At 69.8% G+C, this 23,387-nt stretch carries 23 protein-coding genes and 1 tRNA gene; 12 read left to right on the top strand and 12 right to left on the bottom strand.

Going from position 1 to position 23,387, the window contains the following annotated elements; genetic code table 11:
• Nucleotides 1-651 carry a hypothetical protein gene (locus ACN9MM_RS15135; protein WP_426364107.1) on the top strand — a complete coding sequence of 217 codons (651 nt, stop codon included), beginning with the start codon at nt 1-3 and terminating at the stop codon, nt 649-651.
• Nucleotides 652-664: 13 nt separating this feature from the next.
• Here ACN9MM_RS15135 and ACN9MM_RS15130 read toward each other — a convergent pair whose 3' ends face one another.
• From ACN9MM_RS15130 to ACN9MM_RS15120, 3 genes are read right to left on the bottom strand one after another with little or no spacing between them, the layout of a single operon-like run.
• Entirely contained in the window at nt 665-2,773 is a 2,109-nt protein-coding gene (locus tag ACN9MM_RS15130; RefSeq protein ID WP_426364106.1) for a protein kinase domain-containing protein, read from the bottom strand.
• Between the two features lie 51 nt (nt 2,774-2,824).
• Nucleotides 2,825-5,005 (bottom strand): protein kinase domain-containing protein, encoded by a 2,181-nt coding sequence (locus tag ACN9MM_RS15125; RefSeq protein WP_426364105.1) that lies wholly within the window; start codon nt 5,003-5,005, stop codon nt 2,825-2,827.
• Nucleotides 5,005-5,931 (bottom strand): serine/threonine protein kinase, encoded by a 927-nt coding sequence (locus tag ACN9MM_RS15120; RefSeq protein WP_426364104.1) that lies wholly within the window; start codon nt 5,929-5,931, stop codon nt 5,005-5,007. The genes ACN9MM_RS15125 and ACN9MM_RS15120 overlap by 1 nt, the downstream gene beginning before the upstream one ends.
• A gap of 298 nt (nt 5,932-6,229) precedes the next feature.
• Here ACN9MM_RS15120 and ACN9MM_RS15115 point away from each other — a divergent pair, with 298 nt between their 5' ends.
• From ACN9MM_RS15115 to ACN9MM_RS15105, 3 genes are read left to right on the top strand one after another with little or no spacing between them, the layout of a single operon-like run.
• Entirely contained in the window at nt 6,230-6,655 is a 426-nt protein-coding gene (locus ACN9MM_RS15115) for a hypothetical protein (protein ID WP_426364103.1), read from the top strand.
• 15 nt (nt 6,656-6,670) lie between these two features.
• Entirely contained in the window at nt 6,671-8,992 is a 2,322-nt protein-coding gene (locus tag ACN9MM_RS15110) for a hypothetical protein (RefSeq protein WP_426364102.1), read from the top strand.
• 11 nt (nt 8,993-9,003) lie between these two features.
• The gene (locus tag ACN9MM_RS15105; protein WP_426364101.1) at nt 9,004-9,672 is read left to right on the top strand and encodes a hypothetical protein; all 669 of its coding nucleotides are present in this window, start codon (nt 9,004-9,006) and stop codon (nt 9,670-9,672) included.
• 25 nt (nt 9,673-9,697) lie between these two features.
• On the opposite strand, the gene ACN9MM_RS15100 is transcribed toward ACN9MM_RS15105, so the two are convergent.
• The 7 genes from ACN9MM_RS15100 to ACN9MM_RS15070 all read right to left on the bottom strand — a co-directional run bounded on the left by ACN9MM_RS15100 (nt 9,698) and on the right by ACN9MM_RS15070 (nt 14,323).
• The gene (locus ACN9MM_RS15100; RefSeq protein ID WP_426364100.1) at nt 9,698-10,084 is read right to left on the bottom strand and encodes a hypothetical protein; all 387 of its coding nucleotides are present in this window, start codon (nt 10,082-10,084) and stop codon (nt 9,698-9,700) included.
• Between the two features lie 476 nt (nt 10,085-10,560).
• Nucleotides 10,561-10,986 (bottom strand): hypothetical protein, encoded by a 426-nt coding sequence (locus tag ACN9MM_RS15095; protein WP_426364099.1) that lies wholly within the window; start codon nt 10,984-10,986, stop codon nt 10,561-10,563.
• A 27-nt stretch (nt 10,987-11,013) separates the two neighbouring features.
• Nucleotides 11,014-11,373 carry a hypothetical protein gene (locus ACN9MM_RS15090; RefSeq protein WP_426364098.1) on the bottom strand — a complete coding sequence of 120 codons (360 nt, stop codon included), beginning with the start codon at nt 11,371-11,373 and terminating at the stop codon, nt 11,014-11,016.
• Between the two features lie 52 nt (nt 11,374-11,425).
• Nucleotides 11,426-11,875 (bottom strand): hypothetical protein, encoded by a 450-nt coding sequence (locus ACN9MM_RS15085; protein WP_426364097.1) that lies wholly within the window; start codon nt 11,873-11,875, stop codon nt 11,426-11,428.
• A 1,278-nt stretch (nt 11,876-13,153) separates the two neighbouring features.
• A complete protein-coding gene (locus tag ACN9MM_RS15080) occupies nt 13,154-13,357 on the bottom strand; it encodes a hypothetical protein (RefSeq protein ID WP_426364096.1) in 204 nt (67 codons plus the stop codon).
• A 349-nt stretch (nt 13,358-13,706) separates the two neighbouring features.
• Nucleotides 13,707-13,958, bottom strand: coding sequence for a hypothetical protein (locus ACN9MM_RS15075; RefSeq protein WP_426364095.1), 252 nt, complete (start codon nt 13,956-13,958; stop codon nt 13,707-13,709).
• A 35-nt stretch (nt 13,959-13,993) separates the two neighbouring features.
• Nucleotides 13,994-14,323 (bottom strand): hypothetical protein, encoded by a 330-nt coding sequence (locus ACN9MM_RS15070; protein ID WP_426364094.1) that lies wholly within the window; start codon nt 14,321-14,323, stop codon nt 13,994-13,996.
• A gap of 150 nt (nt 14,324-14,473) precedes the next feature.
• On the opposite strand from ACN9MM_RS15070, the gene ACN9MM_RS15065 reads away from it, so the two are divergent.
• The 3 genes from ACN9MM_RS15065 (at nt 14,474) to ACN9MM_RS15055 (ending at nt 16,649) form a co-directional block, all read left to right on the top strand.
• Complete coding sequence (locus ACN9MM_RS15065; protein ID WP_426364093.1) at nt 14,474-14,710, top strand: GntR family transcriptional regulator; 237 nt, start codon at nt 14,474-14,476, stop codon at nt 14,708-14,710.
• Nucleotides 14,711-14,785: 75 nt separating this feature from the next.
• Nucleotides 14,786-15,439: a hypothetical protein gene (locus ACN9MM_RS15060; protein ID WP_426364092.1), complete on the top strand. Its 654-nt coding sequence runs from the start codon at nt 14,786-14,788 to the stop codon at nt 15,437-15,439.
• A 964-nt stretch (nt 15,440-16,403) separates the two neighbouring features.
• The gene (locus tag ACN9MM_RS15055; protein WP_426364091.1) at nt 16,404-16,649 is read left to right on the top strand and encodes a hypothetical protein; all 246 of its coding nucleotides are present in this window, start codon (nt 16,404-16,406) and stop codon (nt 16,647-16,649) included.
• A 61-nt stretch (nt 16,650-16,710) separates the two neighbouring features.
• On the opposite strand, the gene ACN9MM_RS15050 is transcribed toward ACN9MM_RS15055, so the two are convergent.
• Both ACN9MM_RS15050 and ACN9MM_RS15045 read right to left on the bottom strand, forming a co-directional pair.
• Nucleotides 16,711-17,487 carry a tyrosine-type recombinase/integrase gene (locus ACN9MM_RS15050; protein ID WP_426364090.1) on the bottom strand — a complete coding sequence of 259 codons (777 nt, stop codon included), beginning with the start codon at nt 17,485-17,487 and terminating at the stop codon, nt 16,711-16,713.
• A 508-nt stretch (nt 17,488-17,995) separates the two neighbouring features.
• Nucleotides 17,996-18,070, bottom strand: a tRNA-Cys gene (locus tag ACN9MM_RS15045).
• Between the two features lie 179 nt (nt 18,071-18,249).
• Between ACN9MM_RS15045 and ACN9MM_RS15040 the strand changes: the two genes are divergently transcribed.
• The 5 genes from ACN9MM_RS15040 (at nt 18,250) to ACN9MM_RS15020 (ending at nt 23,306) form a co-directional block, all read left to right on the top strand.
• Nucleotides 18,250-19,722 (top strand): MFS transporter, encoded by a 1,473-nt coding sequence (locus ACN9MM_RS15040; protein WP_426364089.1) that lies wholly within the window; start codon nt 18,250-18,252, stop codon nt 19,720-19,722.
• Between the two features lie 41 nt (nt 19,723-19,763).
• The gene (locus ACN9MM_RS15035) at nt 19,764-19,952 is read left to right on the top strand and encodes a hypothetical protein (protein ID WP_426364088.1); all 189 of its coding nucleotides are present in this window, start codon (nt 19,764-19,766) and stop codon (nt 19,950-19,952) included.
• Nucleotides 19,949-20,335, top strand: coding sequence for a type II toxin-antitoxin system death-on-curing family toxin (locus tag ACN9MM_RS15030; RefSeq protein WP_426364087.1), 387 nt, complete (start codon nt 19,949-19,951; stop codon nt 20,333-20,335). The genes ACN9MM_RS15035 and ACN9MM_RS15030 overlap by 4 nt, the downstream gene beginning before the upstream one ends.
• A 123-nt stretch (nt 20,336-20,458) precedes the next feature.
• Complete coding sequence (locus ACN9MM_RS15025; protein WP_426364086.1) at nt 20,459-22,252, top strand: DEAD/DEAH box helicase; 1,794 nt, start codon at nt 20,459-20,461, stop codon at nt 22,250-22,252.
• Between the two features lie 412 nt (nt 22,253-22,664).
• Nucleotides 22,665-23,306 (top strand): IclR family transcriptional regulator, encoded by a 642-nt coding sequence (locus ACN9MM_RS15020; protein ID WP_053648453.1) that lies wholly within the window; start codon nt 22,665-22,667, stop codon nt 23,304-23,306.
• Nucleotides 23,307-23,387 lie beyond the last annotated feature (81 nt).

Raw genomic sequence — 23,387 nt, 5'->3', positions numbered from 1 at the left:
ATGCGCTCTGCGCCGGCACGAACGGCCGCGGCCCTCGCCGTGGCCGCCCTCCTCACGAGCTGCTCCGGCGGCGGGGCGTCCACGGAGGAACCGAAGGGCCTCACGGCGGCCGAGGCCTGCGGCGGCTTCGCGAAGGACACGGCGGCCACGACGGCGCTGAACGCCGTCCTGGGCGGCGACCGCTTCGAGGACAACCTGTCGAAGCCGGACAAGGCCCTCGCCGCGCTGCGGGACGCCGCGGCCGCGCCGTGGGCGGACTCTTACCGGCCGCAGCCGGTGACGTACTGCGGTCTCCGTCCCGGGGAGGGTGGCGAGAAGGACCTCAAGATCGAGGTGGGCGCGGTGAAGGAGGCCCCGGAGGTGGACACGCGGCTCTCCGACAAGGCCACGTACTTCACCTCGGGTCTGCGCGCCTACTCCTCCTCCGGTCTCGGCAAGCTGTACTTCTCCTGCCGCCTCAAGGCCCCGGCGCACGAGATCGTCGTCGAGACGAGCGTGTGGGGCCCCGGCGACGTCCCGGAGACCGACCAGCAACAGCGCACCCGCCTGATCACCCTGGCGAACGCTGCGGCCCGGGACGTCTCGGCGAAGCTGGGCTGCCAGGGGGACGACGGGCTGGCGACGGGGGTGCCGACGAAGGCGCGGGCCTGAGGGGAGAGGCCCCTCACTCGCCGAAGACCGGCATGGCCGCGATCCTGCCGCCGCGTCCGATGAAGACGCGGTGGGCGTCGCTGACGAGCTGGAAGACGCCCTCACGCTCCATCGGCACGGTGAACAGCTTCGTTTCGCCGGTCTTGTTCACCACCCGGACGGCGCTGTCGTCGGGCTCGGGCAACCAGACCGTCCCGCCCTCCACCACGGGGGCGGTGAGGGTGCCGGTCGGGGTGCCCAACTCGCCCATGACGACCGACCACTCCGTGCTGGAGCGGCCGGTGTCGGCGACCGTGCCGAGCCGGTAGGCCATGTAGCCGTCGACAGCCACGACGGATGCGCCGTCGGCGGTAGGGCTGGACCAGCCCTGCCGCAGGTTGCCGTAGTTCCTGGTCTCCTCCTTCCACAGGAAGCCCCCGTCGTCGAGGCGCCTGGCCACCAGGTCGGGGCCGCCGATGTAGAAGGTGTTGCCGCTGATCGCGGGCGCCTGGCCCTGGGTGCCCTGGCCCTTGAGCGTGCAGATGGTCTCGGCCGTCGTGGTGTCGAGGACCTCGACGTGGCCGTCCCGGCCGTGGATCACGAGCCGCTTCCGGCCGGCCACCGCTTTCGCGGGGCCGTTCGGCGAGCGCGGGGAGGCCATCGGGCGGGTCCAGGTGGTGGCGAGCGTCCAGGCGTCGACGGCGTGCAGCTCGTTCTCCCTCGTCACCAGGTAGACGTGGGTGTCGTCGGCGGCGAGGACGTCGTCGACGTCGGACCGCGTCTGCCACACGGGCTTGCCGGTGGAGGCGACGAACGCGTTCAGGACGCCGTCCCTGTCGGCGCCGACGACGAGCCGGTCGGCGACGGAGACGTACCCGGCGTCCGCGTCGATGTCCTTGGCCCGCCACCGTTCCTTGCCGTCCGTGACGGAGAGGGCCAGCAGACCGCTGTTCTTGGCCTGCACGACCAGCACATCTCGTACGGGCAGCGGGGGGCGACCGTTCGGGGCGGTCACGTCGAGAGGGCCCCACAGGGCCTTCGGGACCTCGCCCGGCTTGCTGTCGATGAGCGAGAGGAATGGCGCCTCCGGAGTCGCCACCGCCAGCGGCACGTCGGCGGTGGGTGAACCGCCGTCCCTGTTCAGCCACCAGGCCCCGGCCCCGCCACCCGCGCCGAGTACGGCCACGCCGGCCGCCGCGGCGGTGAGGAAACGGCGCCGGGTCGGCGCGGGGGCGGGTACGGCGGTGTCCTCGGGAGCCGTGAGGCGCTTCGTGGCCGCCTCCCGCCGCCTGATGTCCTCCGCCAGCGGGCCCTTGCGCCACGCCCGGTCGGCGCCCTTCGGCGGGGCGAAGGCCTCGGCGACCTGCGGCGGAGCCGGGCGGGACGCCGGGTCCTTCGCGAGACACGGGCCGATCAGCGTCTGGAGCTCCGGAGGCACCAGGCTCAGGTCCGGCGTGCCGTGCACGACCTCGTACTGGACCGCCGCGACATGGCCCCCGTCGAAGGTCCGCCGCCCGCTCGCCGCGTACGCGAGGACCGCGCCGAGCGAGAAGACGTCCGAGGCCGGTCCGACGCGCTGCCCGAGGACCTGCTCGGGGGCACCGTATCCGGGGGTCACCGGGATCTGGCCCGTGGTGGTGAGGGTCAGGCCGTGCTCGGGGCGCGCGATGCCGAAGTCGATGATCCGCGGGCCGGTCGAGGTGAGCACGATGTTCGCGGGCTTGAGGTCGCGGTGGACCAGACCCGCCACGTGAATGTCGTGGAGGGTGCGCGCGAGCTGGGCGGCCAGCGCGCGGACCGTCGGCACGTCCATCGGGCCGTACGCGCGGACGGCCTCGTCGAGGGTCGGCCCGGCGAGGAACTCGGCCGCGATCCACGGCCGTCCGCCCTCGGTCTGCGCGCCGAGGACCCGCGCCACGCCCTTGCCGGTGACGGCCCGCGCCATGTCGGCCTCGCGGACGAACCGCTGCGCGAGGTGCTGGTCGTGGGCGAGTTCGGGCCGGAGGACCTTGACGGCGGCGGTGGTCCCGGCGCCGTCCCGGCCCACGTACACCTTGCCCATGCCGCCCTCGCCGAGGACGCCGAGGAGCCGGTACGGGCCGAGCCGGAGCGGGTCGCCGGTGGCGAGGGGCTGAGTGGTCACGGGCTGCTTTCCGGTTGGCGGTGGACGGAGGGTGTGGCAGGAGGGAACGGCTCAGGCGAAGGGGAAGGCCACGACGGACGACGTTCCCGCCCCGATGATCCGGGTTCGTGAGGTGTTGACGACGTACCGGCTGGCTTCCGTCGGGAAGACCCAGGCCGAGCGGTGGGTCACGCGGTCGACCGCGCTCAGACCACCTCGGACAGGCGCGTACACGTACTTGGTTCCCACCAAGGGGACCGAGAGGAGCTCCGGGGTGAGGCTGCGGCCGGACGCCTGCTCCACCCAGACCTTGGCACCCTTGTCGGCGGTGACGGCCACGAGCCCGCGACCTGCCTCGTTCGCGTGGACGAGACCGTCCGCTACGGCGGGGATCCCGAAGGCGGAACCGCTGCCGTACTCCCAGGCCACACCGCCGTCGTTGAGGCGCAGCGCCCGGAGGCGGTCGCCGCCCAGGTAGAGGTGCCGGTCGTCGGTGATGAGCTGGCCGGGCTTGAAGGACATGGAGTCCTTGAGCGGGACGCTCCGCCGCCACAGCTGGCGACCGGTGCGCAGATCCCTCGCCTGGACGTCGAAGGACTCGAGGTCGTCGCTGTTCTTGCCGAGTACCAGCCGGTCGTCGACGATCCGGGACAGCCAGGGGCGGACGTTGCCCCATTCGTACGGCCGGCGCCAGATCTCCCGGCGCGTACGCAGGTCGATGGCGAGGAGGTGCCAGCCGATTTCCCGGTCCTCCATCGGGTCCGTGTACCGACCGGCACGTGAGGCGGTGATGAGGCGTCCGTCGGCGGCGGTGAGGAGTTGCGTGCCGAACTGGGAGCCGTCGAAGCCCTTGATCTCGATGGTCCGCGCCGCTTCCTTGCCGGTGCGGGGAGCGAGAGTGCGGATCTGGAGGATGCCGGGGCCCTCGGTGGGGCCGTTGGAGCCGTAGAAGAAGCTGCCGTCGGTGGTGATCTGCTGGGGCTCGAACACGATGATGTCGTCCCAGAGCTTCTTGCCGTCGCGTGTGTCGAACGCCCGGTAGGAACCCGCCTGGGCGACTCCCACGACATCGTCGGCGAGCAGCGGTGTGGTCCTCTCCTCACGGTCGAACGACTCGCCCTGCCACACCCGTGCCGGCGACCCGTCCGCAGCTGTCGAGGCCGGGATGGCCGTGGGGCCCGTGGCCGCCGGGGTGCCGCCCGTTCCCGTGGTGGTGTCGCGGGTGCCCAGCCAGGCCCAGAGGCCGCCGCCGGCAGCCGCCGTGCCGAGGAGGGCGGCTCCGCCGACGGAGAGGGCGCGGCGGCGGGAGACCGGCGTGGTCGGGGTCGTCGGCGTCGTCGCGGATTCCGTCGGGGCCGGGAGGCGGTGCGGGGCGGGGAGCCAGACGTCGGTCGCCCGGCGGGCGATGTCGGCGAGGAGCAGCGGCGGCAGGTGGTCCGCGAACTCGCCGTGGCCGTCGTGGAGGTGGTCCACCAGGGCGTGCGTCGTCGGGCGGGCCGCCGGGTCCTTCGCGAGGCACGCCGTCAGGAGCGGCAGCAGTGCCGCCGGTACGCCGCCGAGGTCGGGTTCGGCGTAGCGCACGCGGTAGAGGAGGTCGGCGGGGGAGCCCTTGCCGAAGGGTCCGTGGCCCGTGGCCGCGAACACCAGGACGCCGGCCAGGGCGAACACGTCGCCCGCCGGGGTGTGTTCCTCGCCGCTCGCCTGCTCCGGCGACATGAACGCGGGCGTGCCCGCCGCCGCCCCCGTGCGGGTGAGGTGGTCGTCGCCGGCCGCGCGCGCGATGCCGAAGTCGATGATCTTCGGGCCGTACGCGGTGACCAGGACGTTCGAGGGCTTCAGGTCGCGGTGGACCACGTCCGAGGAGTGCAGCTGGGCGAGGGCCCCGGCGAGGGCGGCGCCGAGGGCGCGGACGGTCGGTTCCGGCAGGGGGCCGCCGAGCGCGACGGCGTCGTCGAGCGGTGGGCCGAGGACGTACTCCGTGGCCAGCCACGGCGTCTCGGCCAGCGGGTCGGCGTCGACGACGGCCGCGCCGTGCCGCGCGCCGATGATCCGGGCCGCGTCCGTCTCCAGGCGGAACCTGGAGCGGAACGCGGGGTCGGTCGCGAGACGGGCGTGCACGGTCTTCAGGGCGACGGTACGGCCGCCGGGCGTGCGCGCCAGGTAGACCGTGCCCATGCCGCCGGAGCCGAGGCGGGCGAGGAGACGGTAGGTGGCGACGGTGGCCGGGTCGTCGTGGGTCAGGGGCGACAGCATCAGGTCAGGTCAGATCCGGGAGAGGTGTCGGGGTCCGTGCCGGTGGGAAGTTCGGCCGCGAGGAGTTCGGACGACTGGCGGGCCAGCGCCGCCACGACCCGGCCCGGCAGCCAGCCGGGCGTGAGCAGGGAACCGGCCGAGTTCAGGACGGTCAGGTGCGGGGTGGGCGGTGCGAGGGCCGCCCTCGCGTCCGCGGCGGTCGGGCGGTCCGCCGGGTCGCGGGCCAGGCAGGAGGAGACCACCGGGCGCAGGGCGGGCGGGAGTTCGTCCCGCTCGGGCACGGTGTGGCCGGTGGCGGCGTACGCGAGGACCGCGCCGAGGGCGAAGACGTCACCGGGCGGGCGGGGGCGGCCGCCGGTCGCCTGCTCGGGGGCGAGCGTGCCCGGTTCGAGGCCCGGCAGGCCGGTGCGCGCCTCGCCGTCGGCGCCGGCCGCCCGTACCGCGCCGAAGCAGCTCAGCCGGGGGCCGTCGGCGGTGAGGAGGACGGCGGCGGGGGAGACCCCGGCGTGCGTGAGGCCCTGGGCGTGCGCGGCGGCGAGCGCCTCGGCGAGGGCGGTGCCGACGGCCCGTACGGTCGCTTCGGGCAGCGGCCCGCCGTGGACGGCGAGGGCGACGGGGAGGGGGAGGGCGGGGACGTACGGGGTCGCGTACCAGGGGGTCTCGCCGGGCGCGGCCAGGTCCGTCACCGGTGCGACCCACGGGCCGAGGAGCCGTCGGGCCGCGTCGGCCTCCGTGGCGAAGCGGGCCGGGTCGGCGCCGGGCAGCGGGGCGCTCAGCAGGACCGTGCGCTCGCCGTCCCGCGTCCGGGCGACGAACCGGCGGCAGGGGACGGCGGGACCGTACGGTCCTGGCGGGTCGAGGCGGGTGATCAGCCGGTACGGGCCGATCCGACGCGCGGACTCCTCCCGCGTGCGCGACTGCTCCACGTGTACGTCCCCCCGTCGTTCCCGCGCCCTGTGGTGACGGGGCGCCGGGAGAGCCTATCGAGGCGGGAGCGGAGGGCCGCTCCCGGGCCGGAACGCCCGGGCTGTCCGAGTTGCGAAGGTGAAGCGGAGCGCCTGGCACCCGAGAACCTTGGAAATGAGGGGAGATCCTCTGTAGGGACCGCCCGAACGGGTGCTCGGAGATGACCGGCGGGCTACGATCGCGATGCCTCGCCCGGCGCGGAACTTGCTGAGGCGAAGCCGGAACGATCATCGCAGGACAGTCGCCACGGGGGAGAGCATGTCGTTCGAGGACGAGTGGGCGTCCGTACGGTCCACGTCGACGGCCAACGTGAGCATGAGGCTCAACCAGGTCGCGCCCGAGCCCGGGGGCGGCGGGGGCAGCGCCGACCTCGGCGTCGACCAGGACAAGCTCGGTGCCATCGGCAGCGCCGCGTACGCGCTGCACGGCCGGCTCGCCAAGGACGGCAACCACGCCCGTACGAGCACGACCGAGGCGGCCACCCAGCTGAAGGGGCACGACTTCCTCACCGGTTCGGCCATGGCGGCCGTGCAGGAGACCTGGGACTCCCAGCTGAAGACGCTTCTCGACGCCTGCGCGAACATCTCCAACCACCTCGACTACAGCGCGGCCTCGCACGCGAAGGAAGAGGAAGACATCAAGGCGGCCCTCGCGGCCTCCCAGATCGACCAGTACCTCAAGTAGGCCGGGGGATCCGCTGTGCTGACCTATCAGAACGTCATGCAGGCCGCGCTCGACAGGATGAAGACGGCCGCCGACGACTGGTCCGCCCTGAAGGGCAAGCTCGACACGCTCACCCAGGACGCCCGGTCCACCATGGCCGCGAAGGCCAGGGACGACTACTGGCGCGGGGTGAACGCCGAGGTCACGAAGCCCTTCGTGGACAAGACGGCGAAGGAGTTCGGCGACGCCGCGAAGGCCGCCGACGGCATCCACAAGGTCCTGGCCGACGGCCACCGGGCCTTCAAGAAGGCCCAGGACGACCTCAAGGCGATCGCCGAGACGGAGGCCCCCGCCAAGGGCTTCTACGTCAAGGCCGACGGCACCGTCGCCGCCCGGGAGCCGCTCTCCGAGATCAAGGACCCCGGCGCCCGCCACGACCCCGACTTCCAGGACCTGGTCCGCAAGGAGCGCGCCGACATCCGGGCGATGGAGGAGCGCATCAAGGCGATCCTGGAGGTCTGCACCGAGGCCGACGTGGCCTGCTCCAACGCGCTCCGGGCCGACAACACCGGGGACCGGAACAACTTCAGCGCCCCGAAGTTCACGAGCCTCGACGCCGAGGAGGCGCAGCGGGCCGTCGACCTCGCCAAGAAGGGCCGGGACATCTCGCACGAGGAGCTGATGCGTCTCAACGAGCTCCTCAAGGACAACAGCGGCTCGAAGGAGTTCTCCCGGGCCTTCTACGACGGCATGGGCCCGAAGGGGGCCCTGGAGTTCTTCGGGCAGCTGTCGACCGACACGTACGACTACGCGAAGGTCGACAAGCAGCGCCTCGCCGACGTCCAGGACCTGCAGAAGAACCTGGGCCTCAACCTGGCGACGGCGACGCAGGGCGGCGACGCGTGGACCGACAAGTGGTCCACGGACATGCGCAAGCTCGGCACGGAACGCATCCCGCTGGTCAAGTACGACAACAACCCGGCGTACGGCTACCAGTTGCTCGGCGGCATCATGCGCTACGGCAACTACGACCCCAGGTTCCTGGTCCCGATCGCGGAGCACGTCACCCAGCTGCACGCGAAGGACCCGTACATGTTCGCCGACAGCAAGCCGCTCGGCGGCGGCTGGCTGAAGAACCAGTACAACCCGTCCGGCGTCAACGGCTCCGGCTTCGACCCGGTGAACTCGATGCTGGAGGCGCTCGGGCACAGCCCGGAGGCGGCGAAGGAGTACTTCTCCAAGGAGCCCACGGCCTACGACAAGGACGGCGGCGTCGGCGGGACGGTGGACCTGGACCCGAAGAAGGACGGGGCCCAGAAGGGCTACCTGGACTACTTCCAGAACAAGGACTACGAGTTCTTCCCCGACGTCGAGGGCCACGACCCGGACGACTGGAAGAAGACCGCGGAGTACATGCCGGACGCCCTCGGCCACGCCCTGGAGGCGGCGACCACGGGCCACGGCTGGGACGACCCGAACCCGCAGCTGCACCGCGACGAGAAGTCCGCCGAGATCATGAAGCAGGTGATCGACTCGTACGGGACGAACACCGAGCTCCGCGGGCAGCACAAGCCGCTGATGGACAGCCTGGGGCGGATGGGCGCCGCCTACATCGACGACCTGAACTACTCCACGTACAACTTCGGCGATTCCGGCGACGCCCTCGGCCGGGACAAGCTCTTCGGCGCGAGCAGCGACGGAAGCTCGCGCACGGACTTCGGCGAGGGCGCGAGCCTCCGGTTCATGAACGCCGTCGCGGGCGACGAGCAGGGGTACAAGACGCTCTCCGCCGCGCAGCAGGTCTTCGAGGCCGGCGGTCTCAAGGCCCTGGAGGGGGACAAGGACTCCCAGCTCACCTTCCTCCACAACTCGACCAAGCTGCACGGCATCCTCGACGAGTCGCGGATCGACGCCATCTCCCTGGAGTTCAAGGACCAGGAGGAGGCCAGGAACCTGGAGATGGAGAAGCAGGCCGAGTGGCGGAAGTCCGCCGTCAGCGGCGGTGTCGCCGCGGTGGTCGGTGTCGGCTCCGCCGTGGTGCTCGGGCCCGCCGCGGGACTCGTGGCGGCGACCGCGGTCCCGATCATCATGGAGACCGTCGGGTCCGCGGTCAGCACGGACTACGCCTCGGACACCCTGCAGTACCTCAAGGACAACGAGTACAAGAACGACGACGACGCGGACTCCGCCGTCGTGGACGCCCGCCAGGAAGGCCGTCGCGCCGTGGTCGTTCCCGCCCTGAACGTCGCCGAGACGCAGGGGCTGACCCGGTCCGAGCGGCAGGAACTGATCCGCGAGATCGAGTACTCGTACAACACGGGCGCGAAGAGCGTCGACGACCTGACCGCGAACAAGTGAGGCGGCGGACAGTGAGCAGGACGCGGAGACTGCCGGGGATCGCCGCCGGCGCCCTGGCAGCGGCCCTGGTCCTGAGCGGGTGCTCCGACGGCGGGGACGGCGGGGGGAAGGAGCGTACGGGGGTCGTGCCCCCGGCCGCCCTGAAGAACTGCGGGAAGGTGTTCGGGGAGCAGAACGTCGAGGCGCTCCGGGCCGACCTGGAGGGTTTCCAGCCGCACGACCGCTCGCTCACCGAGATGAGGCAGCGGATGCTCGTGGAGGCGCAGGGCTGGGATCCCGACACGGACGAGCTCGCGCGGACGACCTTCCGTCCCTGCCAGATCGAGGGCCGGGCCGACGGGAAGGAAGCCTGGGTCAACGCCACGGTCGGCTGGTCGAGGTACGACGTGGCCTTCGTGACCGGGGGAAAGCACGCGCGCGAGTTCCGCGAGGTGGCGAAGGGGGTCTATCTCGACCGCCGCGAGGAGTTCGACGGCCGCTCCCTGATCATGCCGTGCACGGTCCCCGGCACCCGGGCCGGACAGGGCGAGGAGCTGCCGCTCCAGGTCTCCGTGGTCGACACGGACCGCACGACCCGGTCCGTGTCCACGGATCAGCTGCTGAAGGCGCTCGCGGAGAGCACCCGGGGGCTGCTCGGGTGCGCCGAGAGGGTCACGGTGCCGGAGAAGCTGGTGCCCTGAGGACGCGGGGGGCGGCAGGGGCCCCTCAGCCCTCCGCCGGCTCCGCGATCGGTCCCAGTTGGGACAGGAGCAGCAGGGTCGCGCGGGTGATCAGGGCCGCCAGGAGGATCGTCGCGAGGCCGTCGACGTGCAGGTAGGCGATCTGCGGGCCCAGCCAGGAGAGCAGCCACCAGATCAGGGCGTCCTGGACGAAGCCCGCGAGGCCGAAGACCAGGAGGGCGGGGAGCGGGACGCGGCCCGACGGGCCTATGAAGATCACCTGGGTGAGGACCGTCATGACGACGCTCGCCATCAGGACGGAGAGGACGATGTCCACCGTCTCCGTGCCGGTCAGGGTGATGCCGGGCAGAAGGCCGCAGGCGAGGCCCACGCCGAGGATGACGCCCAGTCTGCGTCTGCCGTGATCGCTCATGCGCGGACTGTGGCACAGTCCGCGGGCGGATGTGAAGGTTCCGTAAGGAAACCCTCCGGAACCGGTAGAGACCGTGGCGGGAATTGAACCCGCGTAACTCGCTTTGCAGCTCTATGGAGTAGCGGTTCCTAGCACTGTGACAAACGTGCAGCTTAGAGGCGTGGCACGTGCCGGATCAACACGCGCCGGGCTGCTCATCAACTTGCCCAGCACAGCCAGTTGGGGGACGTGGACGGCCTGAAACGAGCGGCCACAGAGCGCGTCTCGTAGAGCGCTTGCCTGGCACCCTGGGCACTGGCCGGGGGATTCACCCACCCCAGCTCCCGCACACCCGCGAGAGGCTAACCGGACCCATCCCTGCCTCACGTCCCACACAACCCGGTGAGCGTGAGCCCTACTTCCCCCCAGGCTGCTCCCAGTGATCCACGCAGATGGTGTGTCCGTCCATGACGCTCACGGCTCGCACGTTCTTCCACTCACCCCGGTGGCCGTTCTGACCGTCCGGGGTCACGTACGGGGCGCCCGGCTCCGGCTTGCCGTCCTGGCGGAGCGGCTTGTTGGCGCGCCTCCCACTCGGCCTGCTGCTGCTCGGAGTCGTTGGACCGGCGCATGGCCTCATGGACCCATCGGTTGCGGGCCTGCTCGCGGGCGGCCTCGGCCTCGGCGTCGAGCTGGCGGCGTGCCGTCTCCTCGGGGTACGGCACACCCTCCCGGCGGAGCTTCGCCGTCCGGGCTCGGACCGCCTGGCCGTGCTTCTCCTCGGCCTCGCGGTTGGCCTCGTGCATGTGGCTGTAGTCCACCGGGCCCCGCGCCCGGCGCAGGATCTCCAGCGAGGTCGGATCGGCACCCTCCGTCGGGTCGGTCTCCGGCTCGCCCCAGACCGCCTGGAGGGCGGCCATCATCTGGTGGCTCTGTCGGCTGGCTATCGGTCACTCCATCTCTTCGAAGTCGGGTACGTGCTGGGTGTGGTGCTCGTTGAGTCCGGAGAGCAGAGCCGCGAGGTCCTTATCCACGTCAATCCCCATCCAGGGCGGCGAGGGAATCTGGCGATTCTTCTTCTGGGCAGCGTGAACCGCGTCCGCGTATTCGCGCCGGTTGCGGATCTGCTCGTCCGAGAGTTTCCGCGTTTCGCATGGGACTTCTACCGTGTCGAGTTCACCGATGGGCCCGTATGCCATTTCGATGAATGGCTTGGTGAACAGGTTCCATTCATGCTTGGCGTAGGCCCTTATCACGGGGTGGTCCGGGTATTTCTTGCAGAGCGGGCCGTGCGCGGTGCAAACAACCACACCAGCCTCAGCGCGTTGACGGGCCCGGGCCAGAGATCGAAGCGGCATTAGTTCAGATCACCGCCCCAGACAGTTCCATCTGAATTCCCTTCTCCAGCTCCAGAGTGAGCTCCGCCGGCACTTCGAGCCCGAGGAGCTTGGCCAGCTTCATGTTCAGGTCGGCAATAGTCCGCACACAGGCGTTCTTCTCGCTCACCGTCTCAGCCTGGGCCAGGTTCCTGTGAGCCTCGCGCACCATGTCGGTGAGTGACGACTCACGGTCGGTACGCAGGTCGTCCGCAGTGTCCGTGGGCAGCATCCTTCGAGCCCGGTCGATGCTGCGTTCCACCACGTCCTTGCTCAGCCCTGTTGCTCGGCGGATGGCGGAGATGGAGTGCCCCTTCTTGTGGAGGGCGTAGATCTTCTCCGCTCGGGCGTCTAGCTCGGCCGCGTTGAGAGTGCCAGCGCCCACGGGAGAATCCGGCTTCCGCGGCCTAGCGTTGCTGGTCTTCTTTTCCGCCACGACTTTCCTCCTTTCGGCCAATCGATTTCCGTGCCGATTTCCTTTCTTCGGCAATTCGAGAATGACAGATGCTTGACAAGACGGCAAGGTGTTGTATATGGCGCGCGAGCGTGGGGAAGCCGCAGAATCGTGGATAGCGTGGTGTTATGAGCAATCGATATGAGGATGCCTTTGCCCGCTCCGTGGCTAACGTGGATATTCGAGCCGGGTGGAATGCGTGTTGGCCCTGGACTGGAAAGCTGACCGAGAAGGGTTATGGGCAGTTCCAGGTGAATGGTAAGAAGAAGCGGGCGCACCGCTGGCTTACCGAGAGAACCCTCGGGTACGAGCTGGAACGCGATGAGTTCGTGTGCCACACCTGCGACAACCCGTCGTGCTGCAACCCTCGGCACTTCTTCGTGGGCGACGCTGGCGACAACAACCGCGACTGTGTGGCCAAGGGGCGATACCCCTTCCGCCCTGGCAATCAGCACCAGGGGAAGACGCACTGCAAGCGGGGCCATGACTTCACTCGCGAGAACACCCGTCTCTATCGCGGGTATCGGGTCTGTCGCGCGTGCAACCGGATCCAGCACGGGCGCGTTGCTGAGTAGTTCGCGTGAGCGCGAGCGAACGTCTCGCGCGTGCTTGTGCGTTAGGGCGACAGAACGACGCTTCTCGGGCGCTGAGAGCGTGAGTGCGTCTCTCTCGTCGTGCGAACTCTTCTGGGCGCCTAGAAGCGCGCGCAGAGCTTCCCGATCACTTCGCCGGCGAGCGCGTTGTGCCTGGTCAGCCATGCGAAAGCCCGGTCACTCTCGCGAGTGCCGGGCCATGAGTGGAGCTGGCTGCTGTAGCGGACCAGAGCTAGGGGCTTAGGGTCCTACTTCTTGACGATCGTGGCGCAGCCGGAGCACCTCAACTGGTTGGTGGTGTACGGCTGGAGCGTGTTCTTGCCACAGCTCGGACACTTGTGACCCTTCGCCACAGCACTTCCCTTCGCGGAGTGCGCTCACCCCCGAGGCGAGCAGTCGAGGTTCATGGTGACCAGCTTTTTTGATTGCGTCAATTCGCCTGCCTTGACCTGCACTTCTGCATCCAATGACCCCACGAGACCTGCGGCCAATGCTCTTTGGATCTTGTCGTGCCCGTCCTGTCTCAGGCCCTTCGGGCTCTCGCTCGGGCTCTCCGCTCACGTGCTCTCTGAGCTTTGGCCTGCTCACACGTCCGCGCAGGTCAGCCCATACGAAAGCCCGATCGCCTGGGGGAGTGTCGGGGCTCTCTGCTCGGGGTGGTGTGGAACTAGTCGGCGGGCTCAGCCGGGGGAGCGGGCTTGGTCGGCGACTTCCTCGCGGGGGCGGGCTTGGCCGTGACGGGCTTGGGCGCAGCCGTGGGAGTGGCAGCGTCCGAGACGGCAGCGGCCCGCATGTTCGTGCGGCACTTCGCACGGGTGCTCTTGGTCCTCTCGTGGTCACAGTTGCTGTGGTCGAAGTGCTGGCGGGTCATCTCGGCTCCTCGGTGGGTCGTTGTCGTGCTGGCAGGTCGAGACTCTCGGAGTACGTCACCCAGTCCGAAGGGCTACGGCTGGACTCCATGGAGAGTCGTTATGGAGCGGGGGCCAGAGGTGGTCACGGGCGCCACTTCTCCAGCAGGCCACCAGCGCAGACGGGGCACGCGACCTTGAGCACGTGCGAGCACGTCGCACAGCCGGCGAACCCTCCGTAGTCCGGGCACCAGACCGTGCGATGGCCTGAGCAGTAGCCACAGACTGTGGATAAGGCGTTCAGCCACTCGATGAACCCGAGCGGTCTGGCGTCGTACCCAGTGCGCCCGGCTCGCTTCTTCGGCGGAGCCGTCATGCCGACTTGGCCTTGATCTCAGGCTCGAAGACCTGGCGCAGAACCACGCTGATCTCACACTCGGCCTCGTTGTTGCACTCCCAGCAGTCGGCCGCGTGAAAGAGCCAGAGGATCCGCGCACCGAGGGCGCTCAGGTGCTTGGGCGCACAGGTGAGGCACGCGTACAGGCTCCAGCCGATCCCGTCCTTCGGCTCTATGCGCTGGATCAGGACCGGCTGGTCGGTGATCTGCTCGCAGTCCGAACACATCCGGACTGCTGCCTGCCGCCGACGTGGGTTCCGACTCATGCCGTCGCCCCCTGGAAGTCGATGCCGACCGTGGCGAGGAACAGAGCCGTGCGGCGGTCACGCTGGCGCCAGCGCTCCTGGTCCTCTTCGAAGCGGGCGTAGTACGGACGGATCAGCGCCACGTCCTCGCCGCGCAGGTACTCCGGCTCGCGAGGGGAGCGGAGGGCGGGAAGTCCCACACCCAGCGCATCGCGTGTGATGAGGAGACGCCGCGTCGGGGAATCCGCGGGAGGGGTGTCGCCAATAGCGGTCTCCTCGATCTGGGCCCGACGCCTGCCGGTGGAGGGCATGAGCCACGCGAGGATGAGGGCAAGTACGCTTCTCACGTCGGTCACTCCTTGGGTGATCGGCCACGCCCCGGGAGGTCTAGCCACCTCGCCGGGGTCTTCTGTTGTCACTCGCTCGGAGCATACGCGTGTATGCGTATTCGCGTATACGCGGTCGCGTGGACACGCAGATACGCGGACGCTGACGATATGGATCTCGACCGAAGCAAGCCCGTGTGGCCGCAGGTAGCTGCCGAACTGCGCCGTCGTCTGGACGCGGGGGAGTGGAAGGCCGGGGAGCGCTTCCCCGCCGTGAACCAGTTGGCCGCTGAGCTGGACGTGGTCCCGTCCACGGTTCAGAAGGCCGTGGTTGCCCTGAGGGAAGAGGGGCGGGTCTACACGGAGCTGGGCCGAGGCTCGTTCGTGGCGGATGCGCCGGAGGGGTGACGCGAACCTGACGGGCTAGCAGGCATGGCTCGAAAACCTGTGCCCATGCGAGCGCAAACCCCATACGGTGAAGGCATGTTGAGAAACAAGGTAATCGCTGCGTTGGCCGCAGTCTTCATGACTGTGCTCGCCCTCCCTGCCGCCTCAGCTTCTGCCGAAACGCCGGCCGATGCGACCGGGATGGCTACCGCCAGTGTCGAGTACAAGGGCGCCGTGACCACTCTGGCCGCGCTGGAGAAGAAGATCGGTCCGACCCACTGCCACGATGGGAAGGGCAAGGGCAAGCTCACCTGCTTCGCGACCGAGCGGGAGGCAGATCTCGACCTGCTCGCGAAGGGTGCCTTTCCCGGCGACGCCGCCAAGGCCGTCGCCCGCAAGTGGGGTGTCGCCGTCCCCAAGCAGACCCGCATAGCGGCTGCTCCCGCAGCAGCTGAGGTCACCGGGACGTGCCACCCCTGGCTGGTCTCTCGTCTCTATGACGGCAACAGTGGCACGGGTGCGTCGTTCAGCCTCTACTGCGACTACGCGAACCTTGGGCAGATCGGCTGGGATAATCGCATGAACTCCCTTGCCTGCTACGTCTGTTCCCCCATCCAGCACCCCGAGGTGGATGCCCTTAAGGGCTTCCAGAACTACACGTTCCAGACTCAGCTGTTTGCGCAGCACGCGAACATGACGATTAACGAAACGGCGAACGTCATGTCGTCGATCCGTCTCAACATGAACTAGTAGACGCACACCCCGGGCTAGACGGGTCTCCACCCGTCTAGCCCGGACTACGGCTCTGCGGCGCGGTCTGCCTCTCCTGAAATGAGCATTCGCGCGATGCAGTCCTAGAGACATCAGGGCCTTGGCGAGGGCGTCTTCCAGGGCTCACGGCGAACCGACGTGTTCATCTCAGTGCCAGTGGAACAAGTCGAGCACTCTCTATTTGGACGCATGCCCGATGCGGCGTATCCATGCAGCTGCGCCAGCAATCCGTCGGCGAGCCTTGTCTTGCAGCGGGAGCGGCCCTGGGCATCACCTGGCCAGGTGATGTTCCTCGTGCGGGTCGTGACGATGGTGCGGGCATGCTTGCCGGCTGTTTTCCGTCACGATTGCGCCACCACACTGTGCCTTCGGACAGGTGCAGTCTGTGGGCGCCGTCCGAAGACCTGGCGGCGCCGAGTGATACTCCTCCATACGCCCCCTATTTCAGTTCTCTTGCAGGCTCTTGCAGATCTTGGTTGTCCCTTGTCGGGTGAAATGCTTACGGCTGGGACAGTGGTCGATGTTGCTGTTGGGGCCCCTGCCGAAGAAGACTAGAGCCATGGTCTTGCTCGCGGGCTCCTCGGTTGCGTCTGGTTGCACGAGCCTGGCCGTGTCGACTGGGCGCGGTCAAGACTGCCTCCGGCCAGCTTGAGACGGCGGCGTACCCCCGCCGTCCCGGGGTCGCTACCCTCCTGGCAGACGGGGAGGTGCTGGGGAGCGCGCCGGTAAGGGTGGGGTGGTCGTGGTGAAGGTTCGAAGACTCGGCGTGGCCGTCGTGGTGAGCTTGGCGTTGGCGGGGTGCATGGGGTCCCCGAGCGAGTCAGCCTCTGATGCTGCCCGGCGGGTGTGTACGAACCTTGGATACGAGAACGGTTCCCGGTCGTCTGACGGCGGCGGCTCAGCCGATACCGATACTCCATGGGGCTACGCGAAGTGGGCAGAGGTGGCAGACGGCCTCAACGAGGAAGCCAACCTGGCAGCCAGAGCAGCGCGTGTAGATCCGCGCTGGAACGACCTCTCTAACACCGTCACCGACTTTCAGCGCCTGGCTGAGCTTTCGTCCACAATCGAGGATCAGAGCCTGACCCAGGCTGACCGAGACGCCGCCCAGGCTCAGAAGGACGCAATGAACCCGTCGGAGGTTGTGCGCTCGCTGGACCAGGAGTGCCGGAAGGCTCAAGCGCAGTGAGCGGGCTGGGTGTGGAACGTAGGTGATGGACGCCCCACACCCCCTCAGGCTGAGCCGGCGGTCAGTACCTATCGCCCAGTGCGTGCACGGCGGTCACTGCTCGCTGACTGGCCATGTCTGCGCCGTACCTGCGGAGCATGGCGGGGCTCTTCCATCCGCGTACGGCCATGACGTTCTCACCCGAGACGCCAGCCGACAGAAGGTCGTCGGCCCACGTGTGACAGAAGGAGTGGGGCGTCACGGCCTCGGGGCCATACCCGGCTTCCTCGGCCCGCTTCTTCACCATGCGATAGAGGGCCATGTACCTGAGCGGTCGGCGTGAGCGGGTGCCAAGCCAGAGGAACGGGGTCGCGTTCGGGTTCTCCGGGTTCGCCATGACGTGGTCCTGTCGCACGCGCAGGTACCGGGTGATCGCCTTCACGGTCTTGGGCTGCAAGGGAATGACGCGGCCGTCCGTACTGTTGCGGTCTCCCTTGAGCGGCACGACTACGAGGGTGTGTCCGGGAAGGCCGAGATCCTGGACGCGGAGGTTCAAGACCTCCTCTGCTCGCAGACCCTCGGTGAGGACCCGGAGCATCGCGTGATCGCGGACCGTGAGGAAGTCACGCACCCTCGGTGAGCCGTTCCCCGTGACCGCCAGGCAGTCATTGATGAACTCCTCGGACAGCGTCTTGGGCTTCCCGAGCTGCGGAGCCGCGTACCGGTGGAGCTTCGGATCGAGGTACGGATTGGGGTGGTCGTACTCCTCGGCCAGGTAGACGAACAGGGCTCGAAGGTTCCGCTGGGTCGTAGTGACGCCGCCGGTGTAGCCGCCCTGGCCGTCCTGGCTCTTCGGCACGTCCTTGGTCTGGAGCGGAAGAACGCGTTGGCCGTGCTGGTGTCGACGTCGGTGAAGCTGATTACTGCCACACCCAACGCGTTGACGTGCGCAGATGCTCCGATCCAGGTCGACAGGGCTTTGCCAGCGTTCGCGTAGGCGTTGATGGTCTTCCGCTGGAATGGTCGGCCGTGCTTGTTGGTCGTGGTCTCTAGGTGCAAGCTCAGCTCAGCGAGCAGTGCGTGACGTACGTCCTCAGGCGACGTGAGCGCACGTACGGCGCTCTGTGATGAGAGGTGCGTGTCTGCGCTTGCTGCTCGTGTGTCGTGCGCCGTAGCGCGCATCTGTGAGCGCAGCGGGCTCTTGAAGGCGGGTGTGCCCATGCTCGTGACCCTTCTCCCCCGGGACGGGGAGTGAGGGAGCTGGGCAAGCGTTGTTAGTTCAAGCGACTTGCCTAGCTCCGCCGAATACGGAGTCACAGAGCCAGGAAGCCGCGTCGTCCGACCATAAGTGCAGGTCAGAAGAGCCTTGGAGACCGTGGCGGGAATTGAACCCACGTAACTCGCTTTGCAGGCGAGCCCCTCAACCACTCGGGCACACGGTCGTGTGGTGCACGAGTACGACCGTAGGCGGGGGCCGGGAGGGGCTCAAGGGTTTCCGGGGGCACGCCATGCGACTGCCACACCGCCGCAACAATCCGTTCGTGGACCTACGTCCGACGGCTGAGCCGGATCCCGCCTCCTGACAGGAGCCAACCACGGGATCACCTCTTACCCTGGGGGAATGAGCGCCCTCGAACCCCGCGACGCCGACGTCGCCGCCCTACCCGGACCCCCTGCCGCACCAGGCGACACCAAGGGGTCCGTCCTCGACCCGGAGCACCGGGCGCTCAGCATCGGCATCGTCTCCGTCGTCCTCCTCATCGCCTTCGAGGCCACCGCCGTCGGCACCGCCATGCCCGTCGCCGCCCGCGAGCTCGACGGCATCCCCCTCTACGCCTTCGCGTTCTCCGCGTACTTCACCACCAGCCTCTTCGGCATGGTCCTCGCCGGCCAGTGGTCCGACCGCAGCGGCCCGCTCGCCCCCCTCACCGCCGGCATCAGCGCCTTCGCCGCCGGACTGCTGCTCTCCGGCACCGCCGGCGCCATGTGGCAGTTCATCCTCGGCCGGGCCGTCCAGGGCCTCGGCGGCGGTCTGGTCATCGTCGCCCTGTACGTGATCGTCAGCCGCGCCTACTCCGAACACCTCAGGCCCGCGATCATGGCCGCCTTCGCCGCCGCCTGGGTCGTCCCCTCCGTCGTCGGCCCCCTCGCCTCCGGCACCGTCACCGAGCACCTCGGCTGGCGCTGGGTCTTCGTCGGCATCCCCGCCCTCGTCGTCTTCCCGCTGGCCCTCGCCCTCCCCGCGATCCGCCGCACCGCCTCCGGCCCCGCCGACCCGGCCGCACCCCTCGCGCCCTGGGACCGGCGCCGGATCATGCTGGCCCTCGGCATCTCCGCCGGCGCCGCGCTCCTCCAGTACGCCGGCCAGGAACTGAGCTGGCTCTCCCTGCTGCCCGCCGCCGCCGGTCTCGCGCTCCTCGTGCCCGCCGTCCGCGGCCTGCTGCCGCGCGGCACCTACCGGGCCGCCCGCGGCCTGCCCTCCGTCATCCTGCTCCGCGGCATCGCCGCCGGGTCCTTCATCGCCGCCGAGTCCTTCGTCCCCCTGATGCTGGTCTCCCAGCGCGGCCTCAGCCCCACCCTGGCCGGGCTCTCCCTCGCCGTCGGCGGCCTCACCTGGGCGCTCGGCTCCTGGATCCAGGCCCGGCCGTGGACGGAGCCGTACCGGGAACGGCTCACCGTCCTCGGCATGATCCTCGTCGGGCTCGCCATCGCCGCCGCGCCCAGCGTGCTGATGGCGTCCGTGCCGGTGTGGGTCGTCGCCGTCGCCTGGGCCTTCGGCTGCCTCGGCATGGGCGCCGTGATCTCCTCGACGAGCGTCCTCCTCATGAAGCTCTCCGCCCCGGAGGAGGTGGGCGCCAACTCCGCCGCCCTCCAGATCTCCGACGGCCTCTCCAACGTCCTGCTGCTCGCCGCCGGCGGCGCGGCCTTCGCGGCGCTCGGCGGCGGCGCGGTCGGCCACGCGATGGACGCCGGCGGCGCCACCGGCTCCCACCCGGCCGCCTTCGCGGCCGTCTTCCTGCCGATGGCGGGGGTGGCGGCGGCGGGGGCGTGGGTCGCGACGCGGCTGCACGCGGCCGGGGCCGACGCGTCCTAATCCCGTGGCCCTCGCCGTCGCCGTCCCCCTACCCTCCGCGTATGAGTGAGACGACCGTTACGGTCGGCGACGGGTTCGCCGACCTCGCCGACGCCCGGGGCGTCACCCCGGAGGAGCTCGCCGCCGAGGCCTGCGCGGGCTTCCTGGCCGCCGAGGCCGAGCGCGTGTGCAGGGAGGCGCTGCGCCTCGCCGAGCGGCACCACACCCTTCTGAGGAGGCTCGGCGCATGAGCACCGCCCCGCGCTTCCTCACCGTCGGCGAAGCCACCGAGATCGCCCGGATCGCCTTCACCGGCGACGGCGTCCCCGAGCTGCGGGCACCCGGACTCCTGGCGTCCGCCGTGCACCGCCCGCGGGCCCGGATGTTCGGGGAGAGCGCGTACGAGGGCGTGTACGAGCAGGCCGCCGCGCTGCTGCACGCCGTCGCCACGAACCACCCCTTCGTCGACGGGAACAAGCGGGCTGCCTGGCTCTGCGCGGCCACCTTCCTCGCCGTGAACGGAGTCGATCTCGCCGACGCCGACCTCGAACGGGCATACGGCCTGGTCATCGCCGTGGCCGGTGGCGAACTGGGAGAAATTCCGGACATCGCGCGCCACCTCCGGGAGCTGTGAGGACCGTCTCAAGCGCACCCGCCACGCCTTCGCGCGGGGCGGGTCGCGACGCCCGCACCGGTAAGGTGGCCCGGTTGTCATATCTGGACTGTCATTCCGTGACGAGCGTCGAACCCGGAGATCGTGACTACTACCGCCACCTCCTCCCATCACCTTTCTCCCGCCTTTCCCGGACGGGCCCCGTGGGGTACCGCCGGCAAGCTGCGTGCCTGGCAGCAGGGCGCGATGGAGAAGTACATCCAGGAGCAGCCCCGTGACTTCCTCGCGGTCGCCACGCCCGGCGCCGGCAAGACCACCTTCGCCCTGACCCTCGCCTCATGGCTGCTGCACCACCACGTCGTGCAGCAGATCACCGTGGTCGCCCCCACCGAGCACCTCAAGAAGCAGTGGGCGGCCGCGGCGGCGCGGATAGGGATCAAGCTGGACCCCGACTACAGCGCGGGCCCGCTCAGCAAGGAGTACGACGGCGTCGCCATCACGTACGCCGGCGTCGGCGTACGGCCCATGCTCCACCGCAACCGTTCCGAACAGCGCAAGACCCTCGTCATCCTCGACGAGATCCACCACGCCGGAGACTCCAAGTCCTGGGGCGAGGCCTGCCTGGAGGCCTTCGAGCCCGCCACCCGGCGTCTCGCCCTCACCGGCACCCCCTTCCGCTCCGACACCAACCCGATCCCCTTCGTCACGTACGAGGAGGGGAACGACGGCATCCGGCGGTCCTCGGCCGACTACACCTACGGCTACGGCAACGCCCTCGGCGACGGCGTCGTCCGGCCGGTCATCTTCCTCTCCTACAGCGGCAACATGCGCTGGCGCACCAAGGCCGGCGACGAGATCGCCGCCCGCCTCGGCGAGCCGATGACCAAGGACGCGGTCTCGCAGGCCTGGCGCACGGCCCTGGACGCCAAGGGCGACTGGATGCCGAACGTCCTGCGCGCCGCCGACCAGCGCCTCACCGAGGTCCGGAAGTCCATCCCGGACGCCGGCGGCCTCGTCATCGCCTCCGACCAGGACTCGGCCCGCTCGTACGCCAAGCTGATCCGCGAGATCACCGGCACCAAGGCCACCGTCGTCCTCTCCGACGACACCGGCGCCTCGAACCGCATCGACGAGTTCAGCGAGAACACCGACCGCTGGATGGTCGCCGTCCGGATGGTGTCCGAGGGCGTCGACGTCCCCCGCCTGTCCGTCGGCGTGTACGCGACGACCATCTCCACCCCGCTCTTCTTCGCCCAGGCCGTCGGCCGCTTCGTGCGATCCCGCAGGCGCGGCGAGACCGCCTCCGTGTTCCTTCCGACGATCCCCAGCCTCCTCGGTTTCGCCAACGAGATGGAGGTCGAGCGCGACCACGTCCTCGACCGGCCGAAGAAGGCGGGCGAGGACGAGGACCCGTACGCCGAGTCCGAGAAGGAGATGGCCGAGGCCGAGCGCCAGCAGGACGAGGACACCGGCGAGCAGGACATGCTGCCCTTCGAGGCGCTGGAGTCCGACGCCGTCTTCGACCGCGTGCTCTACAACAGCGCCGAGTTCGGCATGCAGGCCCACCCCGGCAGCGCCGAGGAGCAGGACTACCTCGGCATCCCCGGCCTCCTCGAACCCGACCAGGTCCAGCTGCTCCTCCAGAAGCGCCAGGCCCGACAGATCGCGCACAGCCGCAAGAAGCCGGACACCGAGGCCGACCTCCTGGAGCTTCCGGCGGAACGCCGCCCCGTCGTTTCCCACAAGGAGCTCCTCGAGCTGAGGAAACAGCTCAACACGATGGTCGGTGCGTACGTTCACCAGAGCGGCAAGCCCCACGGCGTCATCCACACCGAGCTGCGGCGGGTCTGCGGCGGGCCGCCGAGCGCCGAGGCGACGGCGGGCCAGATCCGCGAGCGGATCAAGAAGGTCCAGGAGTGGGCCACGCGCATGCGGTGAGCCCCCCGTACGTGACGTGACCGAGGCCCGTACGCCGGTGTGCGTACGGGCCTCGGGCATCCCGTGGGGACGGGAGCGGGCACGGAGACCGGCCCCCACGGTCGGCCTCCGGCCGCCTCCACGGTACGGGCGCGACATAGCCGATCTTGTCCGCCAAAGTCCCTCGTCAGACCGACGAAGGTCCCGAACCGTCTCTATACGGTCGCCGACGCCCGGATTCTGGACGAGGTCTTCCGCTGAGCGGAGCGCGCCGCTACTGTCCCGGCTCACAAGCATTCGCCCCGTGGCAGCGCCGCCGCGGAGCGCAGCCGGTGTACCCCTTCCTGCCGGCGGCCTCTGACGTGCGTCGCCGCGGGACCGGCGCCGCAACTCCGTGAGAGCCGCCGCCACTCACTCCGAAGGAGAGGGCGTCGTGACCGCGGAGACCTCCCAGACGCTCGACCGGGGACTCAGAGTCCTCAAACTGCTCGCCGACACCGACCACGGCCTGACGGTCACCGAGTTGTCCAACAAACTCGGTGTCAACCGGACCGTGGTCTACCGGCTCCTTGCCACGCTCGAGCAGCACGCCCTCGTCCGCCGCGACCTGGGCGGGCGCGCCCGCGTCGGCCTCGGCGTGCTGCGGCTGGGCCGGCAGGTCCACCCGCTCGTACGGGAGGCCGCGCTGCCCGCGCTGCGCTCGCTCGCCGAGGACATCGGGGCGACCGCCCACCTGACCCTCGTCGACGGGGCGGAGGCGCTCGCGGTCGCGGTCGTCGAACCGACCTGGACCGACTACCACGTCGCCTACCGGGCCGGCTTCCGGCACCCGCTCGACCGGGGCGCTGCCGGCCGGGCGATCCTCGCCGCCCGGCAGGGCGGACTGACCGAACCCGGCTACACCCTCACGCACGGCGAACTGGAGGCCGGCGCGAGCGGAGCGGCGGCGCCGCTGGTCGGCGTGACCGGCGTCGAGGGCAGCGTCGGCGTCGTCATGCTCGCGGACGCGGTGCCGGAGCGGGTGGGGCCGCGGGTGGTGGACGCGGCCCGAGAGGTCGCCGACGCGCTGCGCTAGGGCGCGCGGCGGAACAGGGCCCGGGGCTGCCCGAGCCCTCGTGGGCGACGCCCACGCCCACCGCGTTGCGGAACGCCTGCC

Origin of the sequence: Streptomyces sp. E-08 (assembly GCF_049913095.1) — a bacterium.
Taxonomy (GTDB): Bacteria; Actinomycetota; Actinomycetes; order Streptomycetales; family Streptomycetaceae; genus Streptomyces.
This window is presented reverse-complemented; position numbering and strand designations above follow the sequence as displayed.